The following is a 17,087-nucleotide window of genomic DNA, read 5'->3' on the forward strand; positions in this document are numbered from 1 at the left end:
CCTCCTTTTCCGGTCTGACTACAGTGGCAGCTCGGTGGTGTATTTCACCTGCTTGAGCGCGAAGTTCGAGCGAATCGAGGCAACATGGGGCAGGGGGCGCAGCTTTTCATTCAGCAACTGCTCGTAATGCTCGATGCTGTTGACCACCACCTTCAATAAATAGTCGCTGTCTCCGGTGCTGGCATAGCATTCCAGTACCTCGGGGACGGCCTGTATCCCCGCTTCAAACTCCGCCAGGGCTTCACTCTGGTGGCCGGTCAGACGCACGGCGCTGTGCACCACCACATGCATTCCTACCTTTTTCGGGTCCAGCAGAGTCACTTTCCCCCGGATGATGCCTTCGGCTTCCAGCCGTTTGAGGCGGCGCCAGCAGGGCGTATGCGACAACCCGATCAGGTTGCCCAGATCGGCCATGGAGTAGTCCGCACTGCCCTGGAGGGCGCGCAGAATTTTTCGGTCGTAGTCATCCAGATCAATGGAATCGGAGGAGGTTGATACTGACATAGTTTTTATCCTGATTATGAATTTCTCTCACTACCTATTGTAGGGGGCGCGGGCGCGGCAATCAATTAGGGCGAGTATGATCAATCAGGGGGCGGACGGCGGGCAGTTGGCGCTTGAGATCAGGCCTCTGCCCGAGGTGAGCAAAAGCCTGATTTGACGAAGGTTTTGGGGCGTTTCCGGATCAGGAAGAGAGGCTGCCACGCCCCCGGCGCCCGGCCGCAATGGGCGTGGCCGGCTCGGTCGTTTCCAGGCTGTCGCTCAAGGGTTCGGAATCCGTCAGGGGCGCTGCTGCTGGTGCGGGCGGCGCCTGTGTCTGAGGGGCCCGGACCTGCTCAAAACGTGCCTTTATACGGGTCAGCTCCTCCAGTGAGGTGCTGAGCTCCGCCAGTTGCACCTGCTTATCATCAATCTGCTTCTGGAGGGCCGCAATATCCTGCTCGATTCCCTGATGCTCACGGCGAATACGCTGCTCTTTCTGATTAGCATCCTGGAGCACATCGTCGGTGCGGATACGCGCCGATTCCAGGGTTTTACAGATGACCTCCATCAGCCGTTCATCCGGATCGTCGGGCAATTGGCGCATCAGCGCCATGGCGTCGTCAATGCTGTATCGGGTTGCGTTGCGGGCTTTGGGCTCATCCACCAGAGGCGCGTGGAAGTCGTCTCGGGTGGGTAGGTCCAGGTCTTCGTCTTCCGGTGCATTGTCCTGCTCGTGTCGGTTGAACAGTCCCATAGTCTTATCCTCTGCTGTTGGCAGGTGTCACAAGACCTAAGCATAGTCTACCGCGGACGATTTTTCCGGTGTCCCCAGCCTGTTTCAGGCTGGCTCTCCCTTGAGTTTCTGGAGGTGCTTCTGGCTCAAAGACAGAAACCGGGGCGTTGGGCCGGAGTCGTTGTAGATCGGATCGCCCAGTTCATCCTCCGCCACAACGGTCCCACCTTTTATATAGGGCATGCCGGATTCCAGCTCGCTCAAGGCGGCGGAGAGCAGGTCAGTGATCAGGCTCTCCGGGGTTTTTTTCGGGTACATCTCGCACAGTGCTTGGATGCGTGCCGCATCTTCCACCGGCAGGTGCACGGCGTAGGCCTGCTTGGTCAGTTCGCCGCGGGCATTTTTTTCCCAATGACTCATGAGTTCGCTGACTTTCATCGATAAAACCTCATTGCTGGTCAGTGTGGGCGGTCGACCGGACCCCCTCAAATTCAGTATAGAGCAGCTTTTTGCGGCCAGCTAACTCCCGATAGGGAAAAGTGGCCACCCGATGTCGGTTCCGCTACGGAACCTGCCGGTAACGGCTCCTCTATATAAGGAATGTGGGTGAAAGTCGACAAATCAAGGGTTTCCGGGGGCTGATTGTCGCCAAACGGGGCTTATATTGTGCTCCCGGGGCCGTGCGTGTATCGTATGCGGTTTTTCATTGGCCATCAGTCCGCCAATCCGTACTGCTTTAGAGGAGCAACCCATGAAAGTAATCCTGCTCGGTGCCCCGGGAGCCGGTAAAGGTACCCAGGCTCAGTTGATCATGGATAAGTTCGGTATTCCCCAGATCTCCACCGGTGATATGTTGCGAGCGGCCGTCAAGGCAGGCACACCCTTGGGTTTGCAGGCAAAAGACATCATGTCGGCGGGCGGTCTGGTGCCGGACGACCTGATCATCGCCCTGGTAAAAGAGCGTATCAAGGCCCCGGATTGCGCCAAGGGCTTTCTGTTCGACGGTTTCCCCCGCACCATCCCCCAGGCGCAGGCGCTGCTGGATGAGGGGATCAAAATCGATCACGTGATCGAAATCGATGTGGATGATGAAGAAATTGTTTCCCGTCTGGCCGGTCGTCGTGTGCATGAGCCGTCTGGTCGGGTCTATCACATCAACCATCAGCCGCCCAAAGAAGAAGGAGTGGATGATATTACCGGCGAGCCCCTGATTCAGCGCGAAGACGATCGGGAAGATACCGTGCGTAAGCGTCTGTCGGTGTATCATGAGCAAACCAAACCGCTGGTCAACTTTTACCGCGACCTGGAAAAATCCGGAAACCCGGACGCACCTCATTACACTCGCATTGAAGGTGTCGGCAGCATTGCGGACATTCGCGCACAGCTGGAATCGGTGCTGAAATAAGCGAAGAGTCACGTCTCCGTTTTTGCGATTGCATCAGGGCCCGCTTGCGGGCCCTGATGCGTTTTAGAGCAATGAAGAATTACCCGCGTTGCATTCCGGCAACACCTGAAACGGTTCAGTTTTACCAAAAACGTGATAAAAATTAAAAAAAAGCCGAAAAATCATCAAATAATTTGCTAAAAACTCGCAATGTGGCTAATTTTTACATAGTATTTGTGTGCAGACTGGACGCACATAGACTGTGCTCGGTTTATGATTCAACTGATGTGCAAACAACGATACGAAGTTGAGGAGAAACGTTTATGGCCAGAGTAGCAAAAAAGCGTAAGGCAACTGCCAAACGCGCCACCGCAAAACGCACCACTTCAACCACCAAAACCGTTGACGCGGCCGTGGCAAAAGTGGAAGCGAAAATCGAAAAGCTGCAGAAAGATGTTGCTGATCACGCGAAGAAAGTAGAGGCCGCTCGCAAGAAAGCGACCGCGGCAAAGTCGAAAGCCGCTACTTCCAAGCGCGCGGTTGACAAGCGTTCGGCAAAATCTGCCACCGCAGCGGTCAGCAAGGCCAATGAAAAGGCCAAGGCCGCTCGAGCCAAGGTCGCGGAAGCGCGCGTAGAGCTCGCCAAAGCCAAGGCGATGGCAACCGCAAAAGCCGCCGCCGAAGCGGCTGAAGCCAAGATTACCGAGTTGCGCGAAAATCTGGCCAAGCGTGCCGAAACCGATCTCGAGAAAGCCAAGGCTTCCTTCGAGCAGCGCTGGAGAAAGTCCCGCGAGAAAGCGGATGAGCGTAAGGTGAAGGCCGCACGCAAAAAAGCCGCTGCCAAAGCCAAAGCCGCCGAGAAGAAGGCCAAGGTGAAAATGGCGCAGGTCGAGCGTAAAGCCGCCGCCAAAGCCAAGACGAAAACCAAGAAGAAGGCCACCAAAAAGCGGGCTACCGCCAAGCGGACCACCACCGCACCGGCGAAAACCCAGGCTCGCAAGGCGACCGCCAAGCGTGCCGGTCGTCCGCGTAAGAAGTAAGACGCGAGTCAGCGCCGCTCACTCGTCCAGGGCGGGCCGGGCGGTCGCTTAGGCCAGGCGAAGCCCTGTAAAGGGATCGCCTTTGGTAAAAACCCGGAACTCCCGGCCGAAATGGACCGGGAGCCGGGTTTTTTTCGTTCTGGAGGCTTACGTGAGGTAGATCGATGCACGGCGGGGTGAAATCTGGCAGAATGCGGCGTCTTCTCTCTGGACCCACGTGACACTATGACCCGACTTCTTGCCCTCGATACCTCAACCGATGCTTGCTCCGTCGCGCTGCAGGACGGAGAGCGGATCATTTCCCGATTTGAGCTGGCCGCCAAGAGCCACACCCAGCGTCTGCTTCCGATGGTGGACGAGGTGCTCTCGGAGGCCGGGTTGGCGTTGGCCGACCTGGATGCGCTGGTGTTCGGTCGCGGTCCCGGGTCATTTACCGGCCTCCGAATCTGTTTGGGGGTGGTTCAAGGGTTGGCGTTTTCGCGGAATTTGCCCGTCGTGGGCGTGTCCACGCTCGAGGCCATGACGGTCGGTTATTATCGGCGGCATCCCGACCTGGCCAGCGCCTCCACGCCGTTGCTGGTTGCGCTGGATGCGAGAATGCAGGAAGTGTATTGGACTCTGGTCAAACCCCAATCCGGTGGCGGCGGTGTTGAAACCTTGACCGATGAAGCCGTTTCTCCCCCGGAGCGGGTCGTCGAGCTTGCCGCCGGGCACACCGGGGAGGCGGGTTTTTATGGCGTGGGGCCGGGTTGGCACTACCCGGCATTGGAAAAGCTGGCGCCATCGGCGGTGGATATGGACGTACAGCCGGACGCCCGCGATATGCTGCCGTTGGGTGCCTTTGCGCTCGCGCAGGGGCAGGCGGTGTCCGCCGAGCAGGCCCGGCCCGTTTACCTGCGCGATGAAATCAGTTGGAAGAAACGCGAGCGGATTCGTTCCTGAGCCTCATTATAGTCACGGAAAGCGCTATGGACCTGTTGCAGATTGTTTTTCTGGCCCTGATCCAGGGCATTACCGAGTTTCTGCCCATATCCAGTTCGGGGCATCTGCTGCTGCCATCGGAGTTGCTGGGTTGGCCGGATCAGGGGCTGGCCTTTGATGTCGCGGTACACGTCGGCACGCTCAGTGCCGTCGTACTGTATTTTCGCCACAGTCTGGGCGCCATGGCGCGCGACTGGTTGGGGCAGGTGTTTGCCCGTCGCGACAGCACCGAAGACAGCCAGCTCGCCTGGTATCTGATTCTGGCAACGGTGCCGGCGGCGCTTGCCGGACTGGTGTTTGATGGCGCGATCGAAACCCATCTGCGCTCGGTGTGGGTGGTGGCGATTACCACGATTGTATTTGGCCTGGCGCTGGGCTGGGCGGACTGGCATGGCGGGCGCGCGAAAACCGTATTGGACATTACCTGGAGAACCGCTTTGATCATCGGCCTTGCCCAGGCGCTGGCCCTGATTCCGGGAACCTCCCGCTCCGGCATCACCATAACCGCAGCGCTATTTCTGGGACTCACGCGAACGGATGCGGCCCGCTTCTCGTTTCTGTTATCGGTGCCGGTGATTGCGCTCAGCGGTGGCTATAAGGCCTTACAGTTGTGGTTGCAGAGCGAGCCGGCACCTTGGGGTGAACTCTTGGCAGGCGCGGCTATCGCCGGGGTCAGTGCGTTTGTGTGCATCCACTATTTCATGCACTATATTCGGCAAATTGGCATGATGCCGTTCGTTGTGTATCGGTTGCTCTTGGGGGCCGCGCTCATCTGGGTGGCGCTTTGATTCCCACCCCAAGCCAATCACGCTGTTGTCTCGATTCATTTGGATAGATGTCGTTTATGGTTGATCAATCCTCCCAAGCATTCAATCGGGGCCTGCTGGAATTTCTGCAGGCTTCGCCCACGCCGTTTCACGCGGCGGAGAATATTGCGGCCCAGTTGACCCAGGCCGGCTTCCAGCCCCTGGTCGAGGGTGAGCGCTGGAGTCTCAAACCCGGTGGCAAGTACTGGGTCATGCGCAATGGCTCCTCCGTGATTGGTTTCATCTACGGGCGCGAGCCCATGGAGACCGACGGTATCCGGATGGTCGGTGCCCACACCGACAGCCCCTGCCTGAAAGTGAAACCGCAGCCGGACCTGTCCCGCCAGGGGTATGCTCAGCTTGGCGTGGAAGTGTACGGTGGTGCGCTGTTGGCCCCTTGGTTTGACCGGGACCTGTCCATGGCGGGGCGCGTCAGCTATCGCGATGGTGAGGGCCGAATCCGCAGCGGTCTGGTGGATTTCAAATTGCCGGTCGCGGTGGTGCCCAGCCTGGCCATTCATCTGGACCGGGAAGCCAACCGCCAGCGCAGCATCAACCCGCAGAAAGAATTGCCGCCGCTCCTGCTCAGTGAAATAGATGGCGTGGATCAGCCGTCATTTCGCGAGCGGCTCAAGGCCCAGTTATTGGCTGAACAACCGTCGCTGACGGTGGATGAGGTGCTGGACTTTGAAATCAGTCTGTACGACACCCAGCCACCGGCATTGATCGGCCTGGCCCAGGATTTTCTCGCCAGTGCCCGGCTGGATAACCTGTTGAGCTGCTATGTGGGTCTGCAGAGCCTGCTGAAGGCCGATGACCGGCACAGCACGCTGTTGGTGTGCAACGATCACGAAGAAGTGGGCAGTGCGTCCGCCTGTGGTGCCAAGGGGCCCATGTTGCAACAGTTTCTGGAGCGTCTGGTGCCCGAGACGGAAACCCGTATGCGGGTGCTGGATGCCTCCCTGATGATTTCCGCGGACAACGCTCATGGCGTGCACCCGAACTTTGCCGATCGCCATGACGACAATCACGGCCCGCGCCTGAACCGGGGGCCGGTGATCAAGGTCAACGCCAACCAGCGATATGCCACCACCAGTGAGAGCAGCGCCCTGTTTCGTGACCTTGCCGAGCGGGCGGACGTGCCGGTGCAGACCTTTGTCTCCCGGACCGACATGGAGTGCGGCAGCACCATTGGGCCGATCACCTCTGCTGAAGTGGGCGTCAAAACCCTGGACGTGGGTGTGCCCACCTTTGCCATGCACTCCATTCGCGAGCTGGCGGGGCGGGACGATGCGGCCTATCTTCATCAGATCCTCAATGAATTCTATCGCTACCCGCATCCGCCGGGGCAATCATGACACTAGCAGGAGGAGTTATGTCCGGGAGTTTCTATCGTTCAACGCTGAGGCGAGCGGCCTGGCCACTGATGCTTGCGACGGCTTCGATACTGATGGCCGTCAAGGCAGGCGCCAATGGTGGTCACTTTCTGGTTGATGACGCGGCCACGACACCACCACAAACCTGTGCCCTTGAGACCTGGGTTACGAGAATGGATCCCACCACCCGTGCGACGGTGGCGCCAATGTGCAATATTACTGGTGCCAGCGAGTGGAAGCTCCCACTGGAGTACAACCTGTCCAATGACGAGCTGACCACCATCGGGCTTGATTACAAGCGGGTGTTGTGGGCTTCGCGCAGTGGCCCGGCGCTGGCCGGCAGTGCGGGATTTCGCTACAACCGGGTGACCAGCGAAATGGACACCTACTATCTCAATATTCCCCTGAGTTTCCAGCCCATGGACAGCCTCACGCTGCACCTCAACGGTGGGGTGGAGCACGATCGGCCACTGGATGACACCTACGCCACCTGGGGCGCGGCGGCGACGTTCAAACCGGTGACCGGACCGATCTGGATTCTGGAGATGTATGACAATGATCGCCGTCAGGATCCGATCATTGCCGGCGGCGCGCGAATGAATGTCGGCAGCACCCGCTGGACACTGGACCTGGGCCTGGCCCGTGATACTCAACTGGACGAGACTGCCTATACGCTGGGGATCAACATTCCCCGTTTGTTTTGATTGCACGGTAGAAACGTTCTATGAGTCTCCAACGGGACACTTTACGGGTTTTTTCCCCTTTCGATCGCCTGTCTGATGAGTACCTGGACAAGGTGCTGGAAAAGGCCGAGTGGGTAGAGATACCCCGCGGCACACTGATCTTTAAACGGGGCAAAACCCTGGATGTGCAGCACTATCTGGTATCCGGCCGGGTCGACCTGATCGATGCCCAGTTTCAGAGCAGCAGCCTGGAGGCGGGATCGGACAATGCCAGCTTTCCTCTGGCGGATCATTCGCCCACGCAAGTGTCGGCGGTCGCCAAAACGGACGTCGAGCTGATTGTTCTGGAGCGCGACTTTCTGGATCTGGTGATGGCCTGGAGTCAGAGCGGCGATCACCCCGAGGGTGACAGCAGCGGGGCGGATGATCATGACTGGATGTCCTACCTGCTGGAGTCGCCGCTCTTTACTCGCGTACCGCCGGGCCATATTCAGCAACTGTTTGTCCGCTTCGAAGAAATCGACGTCGAAAAAGGCGAATCAATCGTGCGCGAAGGGGAGCCCGGTGATTATTTTTATGTGCTCGAGTCCGGGCGCGCTTCGGTAACCGACAAGGCCGGTCGGGTATTGGCGGAATTGGGCGCGGGTTCCTATTTTGGTGAGGAAGCGCTGGTCGGTGATACGACCCGCAATGCCAATGTCGACATGCTGACCGCCGGGCGGCTGATGCGCCTGGAAAAAGCGGATTTCAAAACCCTGTTGCAGGAGCCGGTGGTCAAAACCATCCCGGCGTCCGAGTGGGGCGAGCGCTCCGCCTCTTTGGGCGAGTTCGTCATTCTCGATGTCCGTCTGGTGGTGGAGCGGCGTTTCGGTAAGCTGGAGGGCAGCCGCAATCTTCCGCTCGGACAGCTGCGCGGTGCTTTGGGCGAGCTGGACAAATCGACCGCGTATGTCGTTTCCGATGATGCCGGGCGACGCAGCGATGTCGCCGTGCAGTTGCTGGCCCAGGCGGGCCTGGAGGTCTACCTGCTTACAGACGCGGCTCAGTTGCACGGTCAGTCGCTCAACTGATGCGCGTCCTGCTCCTGTCCGGATACGATGCCCCCAGTCATCGTCGATGGCGGGAGCAACTGGCCGCCCGGTACCCGGATTGGCAGTGGACACAGTTGAGTCTGCCCCCGCGTCACTTCAAGTGGCGCATGCGCGGCAGCGGTTTTCTCTGGGCGTTTGAGCAGGCGCACTGTCTGCGTGAACCCTACGATCTATTGATTGCCACCTCGATGGTGGACCTGTCGGCTCTGCGCGGATTGGTGCCCGAAGTCGCGCGCATTCCCACCCTGGTTTACTTTCACGAAAATCAGTTTGCCTACCCCCAGCGCAAGCAACAGCGGGCCAATGTCGAACCTCAGCTAATCAACCTGTACACGGCCCTGTGCGCCGACCAGGTGGCGTTCAATTCCGATTACAACCGGCAGACCTTTCTCACCGGGGTGGCGGACCTGCTAGCGCGGTTGCCGGATCGAGCGCCGGATACCGTTCTGGCACAGCTGCACGCCCGCAGTCGGGTGCTGCCCATACCGATCGAGCGCAACTGCTTTGTGCCGGACCGGGCACCAGAGGATGGCCCTCTGACCCTAATCTGGAACCACCGTTGGGAATACGACAAAGCGCCGGATCGGCTGCTCAATGGTCTGCGCCGTTTTTTCGAACTGTGTCCGGAGGGAAAAGCCGGCGAGCCGCCGATTCGCGTGCACGTGGTTGGGCAGCAGTTCCGCCAGCAACCGCCGGCTTTTGAGGCCCTGAAGTCCCTGCTGGACGCTCACGGCGCCGGGGGCGCCTGGGGTTATGTGGAGAGTCGGGAAGCCTACGGCCGCCTGCTGGCCGAGAGCCATGTGGTGCTGTCCACAGCGTTGCATGACTTTCAGGGTTTGTCGGTACTGGAAGCGGTGGCGGCGGGCTGTCGCCCCCTGGTGCCGGATCGTGAAGCCTATCCGGAGTGGTTTGCGCCCGATTACCGTTACCTGAGCGATCCGGAAAATCCCGAGCTTGAAGCCCAGGCGTTTGCGGAGCGGTTACTGAGTTGGTGTCGGGCGCGGGTCCAGGGCGAATGGCTTGCTGTGCCAGATATCGATTTTCTGCATGAGCGGCGCTGGCATCCGGTCTATCGGGATGAGCTGATCGCACTCGCGCGGACCTCAAAAATCTGACCGTCGGGTGCAAAACCGGTGTTTCAGCCTGTATCATAGCGGCCTTTCGTTCCCACCACTGAACAGCGATACGATAACGATCATGAGTAAACAGCGGGTTCTAACCGGTATCACCACCACAGGCACGCCTCATCTGGGCAACTACGTCGGCGCCATTCGCCCGGCCATTCGCTCCAGTGAACGGGACGATGCCCAATCCTTCTACTTTCTGGCGGATTACCACGCGCTGATCAAATGTCAGGACCCGGAGCAGGTGCATCAGTCCACCCGCGAGATTGCGGCCACCTGGCTGGCACTGGGTCTGAACACCGACAAGGCGGTGTTCTATCGCCAGTCGGATATCCCGGAAATTCCCGAACTCTGCTGGTTGCTGACCTGCATGGCTGCCAAAGGCCTGATGAACCGCGCCCACGCCTACAAAGCGGCCGTCGCCGCCAATATGGAAGCGGGGGAGGACCCGGACTTCGGTGTCACCATGGGCCTGTACAGCTATCCGGTGCTGATGGCCGCCGACATTCTGATGTTCAACGCCAATGAAGTGCCGGTCGGGAAGGATCAGATCCAGCACGTGGAAATGGCCCGGGATATCGCCGCGCGATTCAACCATCATTACGGTGATCACTTCGTCTTGCCCGAAGCGAAAGTGGACGACCATGTGGCGGTGTTGCAGGGCCTGGATGGCCGCAAGATGAGCAAGAGCTACAACAACACCATTCCGTTGTTCCTGCCCGAGAAAAAACTCAAAAAGCACATCAACAAAATCAAAACCAACCTGCTGGAACCCGGCGACCCCAAGGACCCGGATGATTCCACCGTGTTCCAGATCTGGCAGGCCTTCGCCACTCCCGAGCAGACCGATGAAATGCGCAGGGCTTTCGCGGAGGGTATTGCCTGGGGCGAAGCCAAGAAGCAGTTGTTTGAATTGGTGAATGGCCAGTTAGGCGAGGCGCGCGAGCGTTACGAAGCCTTGTTGGCCAACCCGACCCACATCGAAGAGGTGTTGCGGGCCGGCGCCGAGAAAGCCCGCAAAGAAAGCCGCGAGTTTATTGGGAAACTGCGTGAAGCAGTGGGTATTCGTCCCATTCGGTGATTGTTATGAACGTTCCGGTGTTGCATGACGTCCGGGCCGCTACGGGGTAAGCCCTTTCAAGACACGCCGTACATACATCCCTGTAGGCTCGAATCGCGGGTCCCCCGCTCCACGGTCTTGAAAGGGCTTACCCCGCATCGGCCCTCCGTGCCACGGTTCGCGATGGACGGATCGGCCCGACGCATCGGAGCGAAAATTAAATCAATCCATTGGACTGCTGCGTTACTCTGAGGGTGGCACGGAGGCCTGGGGTGGGGTGGACCCTTTCAAGACCGTAAGCGGAGGGACTCCGCGAGGCGAGCCCCCAGGGATGGGTTCACGGCGTGTCTTGAAAGGGTCCACCCCACCCCAGGCCGGGTTAGATGCGCCCTCCATCACTTCAACTCAGATACAACCGTATAAATACCCATAGTTAACTGCCGCAACTCCTCCGGCGTGATCACAAACGGCGGCATGATGTACACCAATTTGCCGAAGGGCCGTACCCAAATCCCTTCTTCCACAAACCGCGGCTGCACCTTCGCCATATCCACCGGCTCGTGCAACTCCACCACACCAATCGCGCCCAATACCCGCACATCGGCCACCGCCGGCAAATCCCGACACGCCCCCAGCTCCTCTTTCAACTGAGCTTCAATACGCCCAACCTGTCCCTGCCAGTCGCTGTCCAGCAACAGGTCGATGCTGGCATTGGCCACCGAACAGGCCAGCGGATTGCCCATGAAAGTGGGCCCGTGCATAAACACCCCGGCTTCGCCCCGGCAGATGCCGTCGCTGACTTTATCGTTACACAGCGTGGCGGCCAGAGTCATATAACCGCCGGTCAGACCCTTGCCCAGACACAGAATATCGGGGCTGATGCCGGCGTGTTCGCAGGCGAACAGTTTGCCCGTGCGACCAAAGCCAGTGGCGATTTCATCGGCAATCAATAGCACATCGTGTTCATCACACAGTTCCCGCACCCGGCGCAGGTAATCGGGGGAATAAAAGCGCATGCCGCCCGCGCCCTGCACGATGGGCTCGAGAATCACCGCCGCGAGTTCGTCTTTGTGCGCCACCAGCAGGGCTTCAAAGTCCGCAATATGGCGCTCGTCCCAGGGTTCATCGATGCCGCATTCCGGTTGGGGGGCAAACAGTTGCTGTGCCAGGGTGTGACTGAACAGCTGATGCATACCGGTCACGGGGTCACATACTGACATGGCGCCGAAGGTATCGCCGTGGTAACCGCGGCGAAGGGCCAGAAACCGGTGCTTGTCCGGGCGCCCCTGGGACTGCCAGAACTGCATGGCCATCTTCAGCGACACCTCCACCGAAACCGAGCCGGAGTCGGCCAGAAACACTTTGTTCAGGCCCTCCGGGGTCAACTCCACCAGTCGTTTGGCCAGGGTGACGCCGGGCTCGTGGGTCAGACCGCCGAACATCACGTGCGCCATCTGCTCCAGCTGTTCCTGAATGGCCTGATTCAGACGCGGGTGGTTGTAGCCGTGAAGCTGACACCACCAGGAGGACATGCCGTCCACCAGCTTTCGGCCGTCGGACAGGTGCAGGTATACGCCCTCGGCCCGTTGCACAGGGAACACAGGAGTCGGGTTCAGAAACGAGGAGTAGGGATGCCAGACGTGCTGACGGTCGATCTCCAGAATCTGTTCGGCGCTGAGCGGGCTGGAGGAACTGGAACTGGAGGGATGGTGACTGGACATGCGGGCCCTTCAGAAGTTACGTGAGTGGAGTGGAAAGGCGCTCACGCTAGCAGAAAAGCCGTTAAAAATCAGCTGTCCTGAGACTATCGGGCCCGGCCAGCGCCGGGTCCGATAGTGGAAGGGTGCAATCAGTAGGCGCCGCGAATGTGCTGCTGGACCTGGTCCTGATAGAACCGATACAGGTCTTCATGCAACCCGTCTTCCAGGGGCTTGAGCGCACTGACTTTGGCATTTTCCCGCACCTGCTGAGCCGAGCTGGCACCGGGGATGATGCTGGTGACCGCGGGCTGGTCCAGAATCCAGCGCATGGCCATCTGCGCCATGGTGTAACCCTCGGGTACCATGCCTTCCAGTGCGCGCACCAGTTTGACGCCGGTTTCAAAGGGAATGCCCGCAAAGGTCTCGCCCACATTGAAGGCGTCGCCATCGCGGTTGAAGTTCCGGTGGTCGGTTTTGTCGAACTGGGTGTTCTCGGTGAACTTGCCGCTCAGCATGCCGCTAGCCAGGGGCAAGCGAACGATAATGCCAATGCCCTTGTCTTCGGCCCGGGGCAGCAGTTCGTCGAGCAGTTTCTGGCGGAAGATGTTGAAGATGACCTGCAGTGAGGTCAGGTCATCGTGCTCGGCACAGATCAGCCCCTCTTCAACGGTTTCCACGCTGGCTCCGAAATAGCGGATCTGACCGTCCTGCTGCAGTCGGCGCAGCCAGTCGAAGATTTCGCCGTGGCGCATGACTTCGGTGGGCACGCAGTGCAGTTGCAGCAGGTCCAGGGTGTCGGTCTTCAGACGGTCCTGGGCGCGCTTGACCGAGTCCTGCATGTGGGTCAGGGAGTAGCCGTCGGGGTAGACGCCGTCGCCGCGGCCGTATTTGGTGGCAATGACCGGCTTGGGGTTGCGGTTGGCCAGGTGTTGGCCCAGGTAGGTTTCGCTGGCACCACCGCCGTACACATCGGCGGTATCAAAGAAGGTGATGCCTTCGTCCAGAGCGGTCTGAAGGATGGCTTCGACGGTGTCGGCGGTGATCGGGCCGAAGTCGCCACCGAGCTGCCAGCAGCCCAGGCCCACTTCGCTCAATACCAGTTCGCTGTTGCCGAGTTTTCTCGTCTGCATTGGTCGCTCCCGTGTTTGCGATACATCGTGATGGACGGGATCGCCGTCCATAATTAGTCGTTCTGACTATTTGCAGTTTAACACTCTGCTGTGGTCAGTGTGTCTTGTGGGTTGATGGGGTCTAGTGGTCCATGCGGCTAATGCTGTAACTTTCAGCCGTCACACAAGCGTCGTGGGCAAGGCGCGCGAGCGCAGGACTGGCCGTGGCCAATTCAAGCGAGCGCAACACCGCCCACGGCGCTTGTGTGGCGGCCCTTCGGGAGCTTCTGTGCTGACGCGACTCGTCGTTGCGTTTCTTGACAAGGGAGCCACCCTTGCCTGCAAAACGCGCCTTGATTCGCGCCAGCACAGAAGCTCTGAAAGCTACAGAATTAGCCGCATGGACCACTAGTCAATCGGTCAGGCACGCCGGGTCAAACGCATAGCCGCCGTTGAGCCAGTTCAGTAATTCCCGGGCGTGAGGTTGTCCCGCCTCGGCGAAGGGTTGATAGTGGTCTTCCAGGTCGCGTCGCTCGGCGTCGGTGAGCGCATTCAGCCCTCGCTCCTGCAGCAGTGCCCGGTCGGCGATCAGGTGTCTGGCCAGCTCGGGCGGGGTGCAGGCCCGGGTCGCGCTCATGAACGCCGCCTCCGGCTGGTAATCCCCCCATGTCCGGTACGCCTCAGGTAGGGAGTGTAGCGGAATCTGCGACAGGTAGGCCTGGTTCATCGGGTTCACCGCGTGGCCCGCGACCTGCCCGCGAAGCCTGGCATGGCTGGCGGGGTAGGCGTCCAGGCGCAAATAGGGGCTCAGGCTCGCACTGTCATTGACCGGGTAATTGTCCCAGAGAAAGGGCCGCCGCTGCAGGTATTGGCTGACCTGGGCGAGGTGATCATCGGGGTAGGTCCGGGAGCAGACTTCCGCCCCGGTCCAGAACAGGTCGATCGACGGATCGAGGTTCTGCCCGAGATGCTCCCAGTAGCCGGCCGGCCGTGCACCGAAAACCTTCTCCAGAACGGGGTCAAAGCTGTAGTAGGTCGGGCAGAGGATCAGGTGCTCGGCGGTGCTGGCCTCGGCCGCGACATGGGCCAGGGATACCTGGCGTTCAGCCAGCTCGGGCAGGTCGCCGCGCATATCGTCGAACAACAGTCCCATCAGGTCCGGTTCGAGGCGGTTCAGCGCCTGGAGTTTCCGCGTCAGGGCCTCCCGGCTCTGCGGCCAGGGCTCCCGGTAGAGTTCCAGGGGGCTGAGTCCTACCCCAAAGCGGATCCCCTGTGCCCGACAGGTGTCGCGCAGGGCGCACAGGGCCCGCCACTCGTCTTCCGGCCAGGGCGTCTGCCAGTGGCGGCGCAGGTGGGGGTCCGCTTTCGGGGCATAGAGGTAAAAATCGTAACCCTGTCGGGCCAGGAAGTGGACCATGTCGGTTCGGGCCGCCCAGGACCAGGGGCGGCCGAAGAAACCTTCAATGATTCCCAGCGGCGGCGGGGTGGAGCGAATGTCAGCGGATGGGGACATGGCGCAAACTCGGCCTCGACAAATAAGCCAGCTTACCCTGTGAGACCAGCGCTGGAAAGCCGCTCAAATTGACTTTTTCACCCTAAGTGCTTATTATGCCTGCCTTTTTGAAGCACGCTCAATTTCTCGCCAGGCCAGAGGCGGCGGTGCTTTGCAGCGCTCAATCGGCACCTTTGACACCCGGCGCAGCGGCGGTGTCATCGCTAAATACCTACGCAGTCTTTCGCGTCGGTCAACCGAAGCGGCGGTTGGGCGGGCAGGCGACCTGATGCACCGGACGCCGCCAAAAAACCACAATTGCTTCCAACACAAGTGACCCGCTCTGCGGAAAAATGAGGTCGATACATGGCAAGTCCTACCCAGTTACCGAGTTGGCAATCCCTGGCACAGCATGCCGATACCCTGCGTCAGCGGGAGCTCAAATCTCTGTTTGCCGAGGACCAGTCCCGGTTCGACAGTTTCTCCATTCGCGCTCCCCACATCCTGTTTGATTATTCCAAGAATCTGATCACCGAAGAGACCCGCAAAGGGCTGCTGGCATTGGCAGAAGAGTCCAGGGTGGCGGATTGGCGCGATCGCATGTTCGGCGGTGAGCACATCAACCGGACCGAAGATCGCGCCGTCATGCACGTGGCGCTGCGGGACAAGTCGGGCAAGCCGATCATGGTGGACGGCAAGGATGTTCGCCCCCAGGTTGAGCGCGAGCTGAACCATATGCGCGAGCTGGTCACCAGCGTGCGCGCCGGTGAGTGGAAAGGCTTTTCCGGCAAGTCGATCACCGATATCGTCAGCATCGGCATTGGTGGTTCCAACCTGGGGCCGCTGATGGTCACTGAAGCGCTGAGCGCCTATAGCGACGATACTCTGCGTACCCATTACGTCTCGAACGTGGACGGTTTTCAGATCGCCCAGGTGCTGGAGCGGGTGAACCCCGAAACCACCCTGTTTATCGTGGCCTCCAAGACCTTTACCACGCTGGAAACCATCACCAACGCCAATACCGCCCGGGCCTGGTTCCTGAAAGGCGGCGGCTCCGAGTCCACCACCAGCCAGCATTTCGTGGCCGTCTCCTCCAACGTGAAAAAAGCCGTGGAATTCGGGGTGGCGGAGAAGAACATCTTTGAAATGTGGGACTGGGTCGGCGGCCGCTTCTCGCTCTGGTCCACCATCGGGCTGCCCATCGCGCTGCAACAGGGTTTTGACGCCTTTGAGGAGTTGCTGCAGGGCGCCTATGAAATGGATCGCCACTTCTGCGAAGCCCCCCTGGCGGAAAATGCCCCGGTCATGCTGGCCCTGGTCGGTATCTGGAACCGCAACTTCCTGGGCTATCCCTCCCATGCCCTGCTGCCGTACGACCAGTGCTTGCACCGCTTTCCGGCCTATATGCAGCAGGCGGAAATGGAAAGTAACGGCAAGTCGGTCAACTGGGAAGGGGAAACCCTGACCTACGGCAGTGTGCCGCTGATCTGGGGTGAGGTGGGCATTAACGGCCAGCACGCCTTCTATCAGTTCCTGCACCAGGGAACCGACATCATTCCCGCCGACTTTATCGGCTCGGTGAAGCCCACCATTGAAGTGGAAGGGCATCACGATGCACTGATGGCCAATATGTTCGCGCAAACCGAAGCGCTGATGAAGGGCATCGACGCCGATCAGGTGCGTGCGGACCTCAAGGCCAAGGGTATGGATGAGGCGCGGATTGAAGAAATCGTGGCCCACAAGGTGCACCGTGGCAACCGTCCGACCAACACGCTGCTGATGGACAAGGTGACGCCGCGTTCTCTGGGCGCCCTGATTGCGCTATACGAGCACAAGATCTTCACCCAGGGCATCATCTGGCAGATTCACTCCTTCGATCAGTGGGGTGTGGAGCTGGGTAAGGTGCTGGCGGCCGGTATTCAGCCTGAGCTGGCGGATGGCGCCGAGGTGAGCGACAAACATGATGCCTCGACCCGCAGTCTGATAAACTACTACAAACAAGCAAAGTAACAGCGGAAACAGTAC

General features: G+C 59.7%; 16 protein-coding genes. 10 read left to right on the forward strand and 6 right to left on the reverse strand.

The window, feature by feature from the left end; translation table 11 throughout:
* Positions 1 to 18: 18 nt before the first annotated feature.
* The 3 genes from OOT55_RS02870 to OOT55_RS02880 form a co-directional block, all read right to left on the reverse strand.
* On the reverse strand, positions 19 to 504 hold the full coding sequence (locus tag OOT55_RS02870) for an Lrp/AsnC family transcriptional regulator (RefSeq protein ID WP_265367658.1): 486 nt from the start codon (positions 502 to 504) through the stop codon (positions 19 to 21).
* Positions 505 to 685: 181 nt separating this feature from the next.
* Positions 686 to 1,237, reverse strand: coding sequence for a hypothetical protein (locus OOT55_RS02875; protein WP_265367659.1), 552 nt, complete (start codon positions 1,235 to 1,237; stop codon positions 686 to 688).
* An 84-nt stretch (positions 1,238 to 1,321) separates the two neighbouring features.
* A complete protein-coding gene (locus tag OOT55_RS02880) occupies positions 1,322 to 1,654 on the reverse strand; it encodes a pilin assembly protein (RefSeq protein WP_123637030.1) in 333 nt (110 codons plus the stop codon).
* A gap of 313 nt (positions 1,655 to 1,967) precedes the next feature.
* Here OOT55_RS02880 and adk point away from each other — a divergent pair, with 313 nt between their 5' ends.
* The 9 genes from adk to OOT55_RS02925 all read left to right on the forward strand — a co-directional run bounded on the left by adk (position 1,968) and on the right by OOT55_RS02925 (position 10,782).
* Positions 1,968 to 2,621 carry an adenylate kinase gene (gene adk, locus OOT55_RS02885; protein ID WP_024459760.1) on the forward strand — a complete coding sequence of 218 codons (654 nt, stop codon included), beginning with the start codon at positions 1,968 to 1,970 and terminating at the stop codon, positions 2,619 to 2,621.
* Between the two features lie 302 nt (positions 2,622 to 2,923).
* Positions 2,924 to 3,640, forward strand: coding sequence for a hypothetical protein (locus OOT55_RS02890; protein WP_265367660.1), 717 nt, complete (start codon positions 2,924 to 2,926; stop codon positions 3,638 to 3,640).
* A 225-nt stretch (positions 3,641 to 3,865) separates the two neighbouring features.
* The gene (tsaB, locus tag OOT55_RS02895; protein WP_024459761.1) at positions 3,866 to 4,582 is read left to right on the forward strand and encodes a tRNA (adenosine(37)-N6)-threonylcarbamoyltransferase complex dimerization subunit type 1 TsaB; all 717 of its coding nucleotides are present in this window, start codon (positions 3,866 to 3,868) and stop codon (positions 4,580 to 4,582) included.
* A gap of 26 nt (positions 4,583 to 4,608) precedes the next feature.
* Positions 4,609 to 5,409, forward strand: coding sequence for an undecaprenyl-diphosphate phosphatase (locus OOT55_RS02900; RefSeq protein WP_265367661.1), 801 nt, complete (start codon positions 4,609 to 4,611; stop codon positions 5,407 to 5,409).
* Between the two features lie 56 nt (positions 5,410 to 5,465).
* Positions 5,466 to 6,785, forward strand: a complete 1,320-nt coding sequence (locus tag OOT55_RS02905) for a M18 family aminopeptidase (protein ID WP_265367662.1) — start codon at positions 5,466 to 5,468, stop codon at positions 6,783 to 6,785.
* A 17-nt stretch (positions 6,786 to 6,802) separates the two neighbouring features.
* Positions 6,803 to 7,507, forward strand: a complete 705-nt coding sequence (locus tag OOT55_RS02910) for a hypothetical protein (RefSeq protein ID WP_265367663.1) — start codon at positions 6,803 to 6,805, stop codon at positions 7,505 to 7,507.
* Between the two features lie 20 nt (positions 7,508 to 7,527).
* Positions 7,528 to 8,556, forward strand: a complete 1,029-nt coding sequence (locus OOT55_RS02915) for a cyclic nucleotide-binding domain-containing protein (protein WP_265367664.1) — start codon at positions 7,528 to 7,530, stop codon at positions 8,554 to 8,556.
* Positions 8,556 to 9,692, forward strand: a complete 1,137-nt coding sequence (locus tag OOT55_RS02920) for a tRNA-queuosine alpha-mannosyltransferase domain-containing protein (protein ID WP_265367665.1) — start codon at positions 8,556 to 8,558, stop codon at positions 9,690 to 9,692. Before OOT55_RS02915 ends, OOT55_RS02920 begins: the two co-directional genes overlap by 1 nt.
* Before the next feature lie 82 nt (positions 9,693 to 9,774).
* The gene (locus OOT55_RS02925; protein WP_265367666.1) at positions 9,775 to 10,782 is read left to right on the forward strand and encodes a tryptophan--tRNA ligase; all 1,008 of its coding nucleotides are present in this window, start codon (positions 9,775 to 9,777) and stop codon (positions 10,780 to 10,782) included.
* 374 nt (positions 10,783 to 11,156) lie between these two features.
* Here the strand turns inward: OOT55_RS02925 and bioA are convergent, their stop codons facing one another.
* From bioA to OOT55_RS02940, 3 genes are all read right to left on the reverse strand, one after another.
* The gene (gene bioA / locus OOT55_RS02930) at positions 11,157 to 12,482 is read right to left on the reverse strand and encodes an adenosylmethionine--8-amino-7-oxononanoate transaminase (RefSeq protein WP_265367667.1); all 1,326 of its coding nucleotides are present in this window, start codon (positions 12,480 to 12,482) and stop codon (positions 11,157 to 11,159) included.
* 128 nt (positions 12,483 to 12,610) lie between these two features.
* Positions 12,611 to 13,591, reverse strand: a complete 981-nt coding sequence (locus OOT55_RS02935; protein WP_265367668.1) for an aldo/keto reductase — start codon at positions 13,589 to 13,591, stop codon at positions 12,611 to 12,613.
* Between the two features lie 391 nt (positions 13,592 to 13,982).
* Complete coding sequence (locus OOT55_RS02940; RefSeq protein WP_265367669.1) at positions 13,983 to 15,083, reverse strand: beta-N-acetylglucosaminidase domain-containing protein; 1,101 nt, start codon at positions 15,081 to 15,083, stop codon at positions 13,983 to 13,985.
* 345 nt (positions 15,084 to 15,428) lie between these two features.
* Here OOT55_RS02940 and pgi point away from each other — a divergent pair, with 345 nt between their 5' ends.
* On the forward strand, positions 15,429 to 17,072 hold the full coding sequence (gene pgi / locus OOT55_RS02945; protein WP_265367670.1) for a glucose-6-phosphate isomerase: 1,644 nt from the start codon (positions 15,429 to 15,431) through the stop codon (positions 17,070 to 17,072).
* Positions 17,073 to 17,087 lie beyond the last annotated feature (15 nt).

This window comes from Marinimicrobium sp. C6131, from assembly GCF_026153455.1.
GTDB lineage: Bacteria > Pseudomonadota > Gammaproteobacteria > Pseudomonadales > Cellvibrionaceae > Marinimicrobium.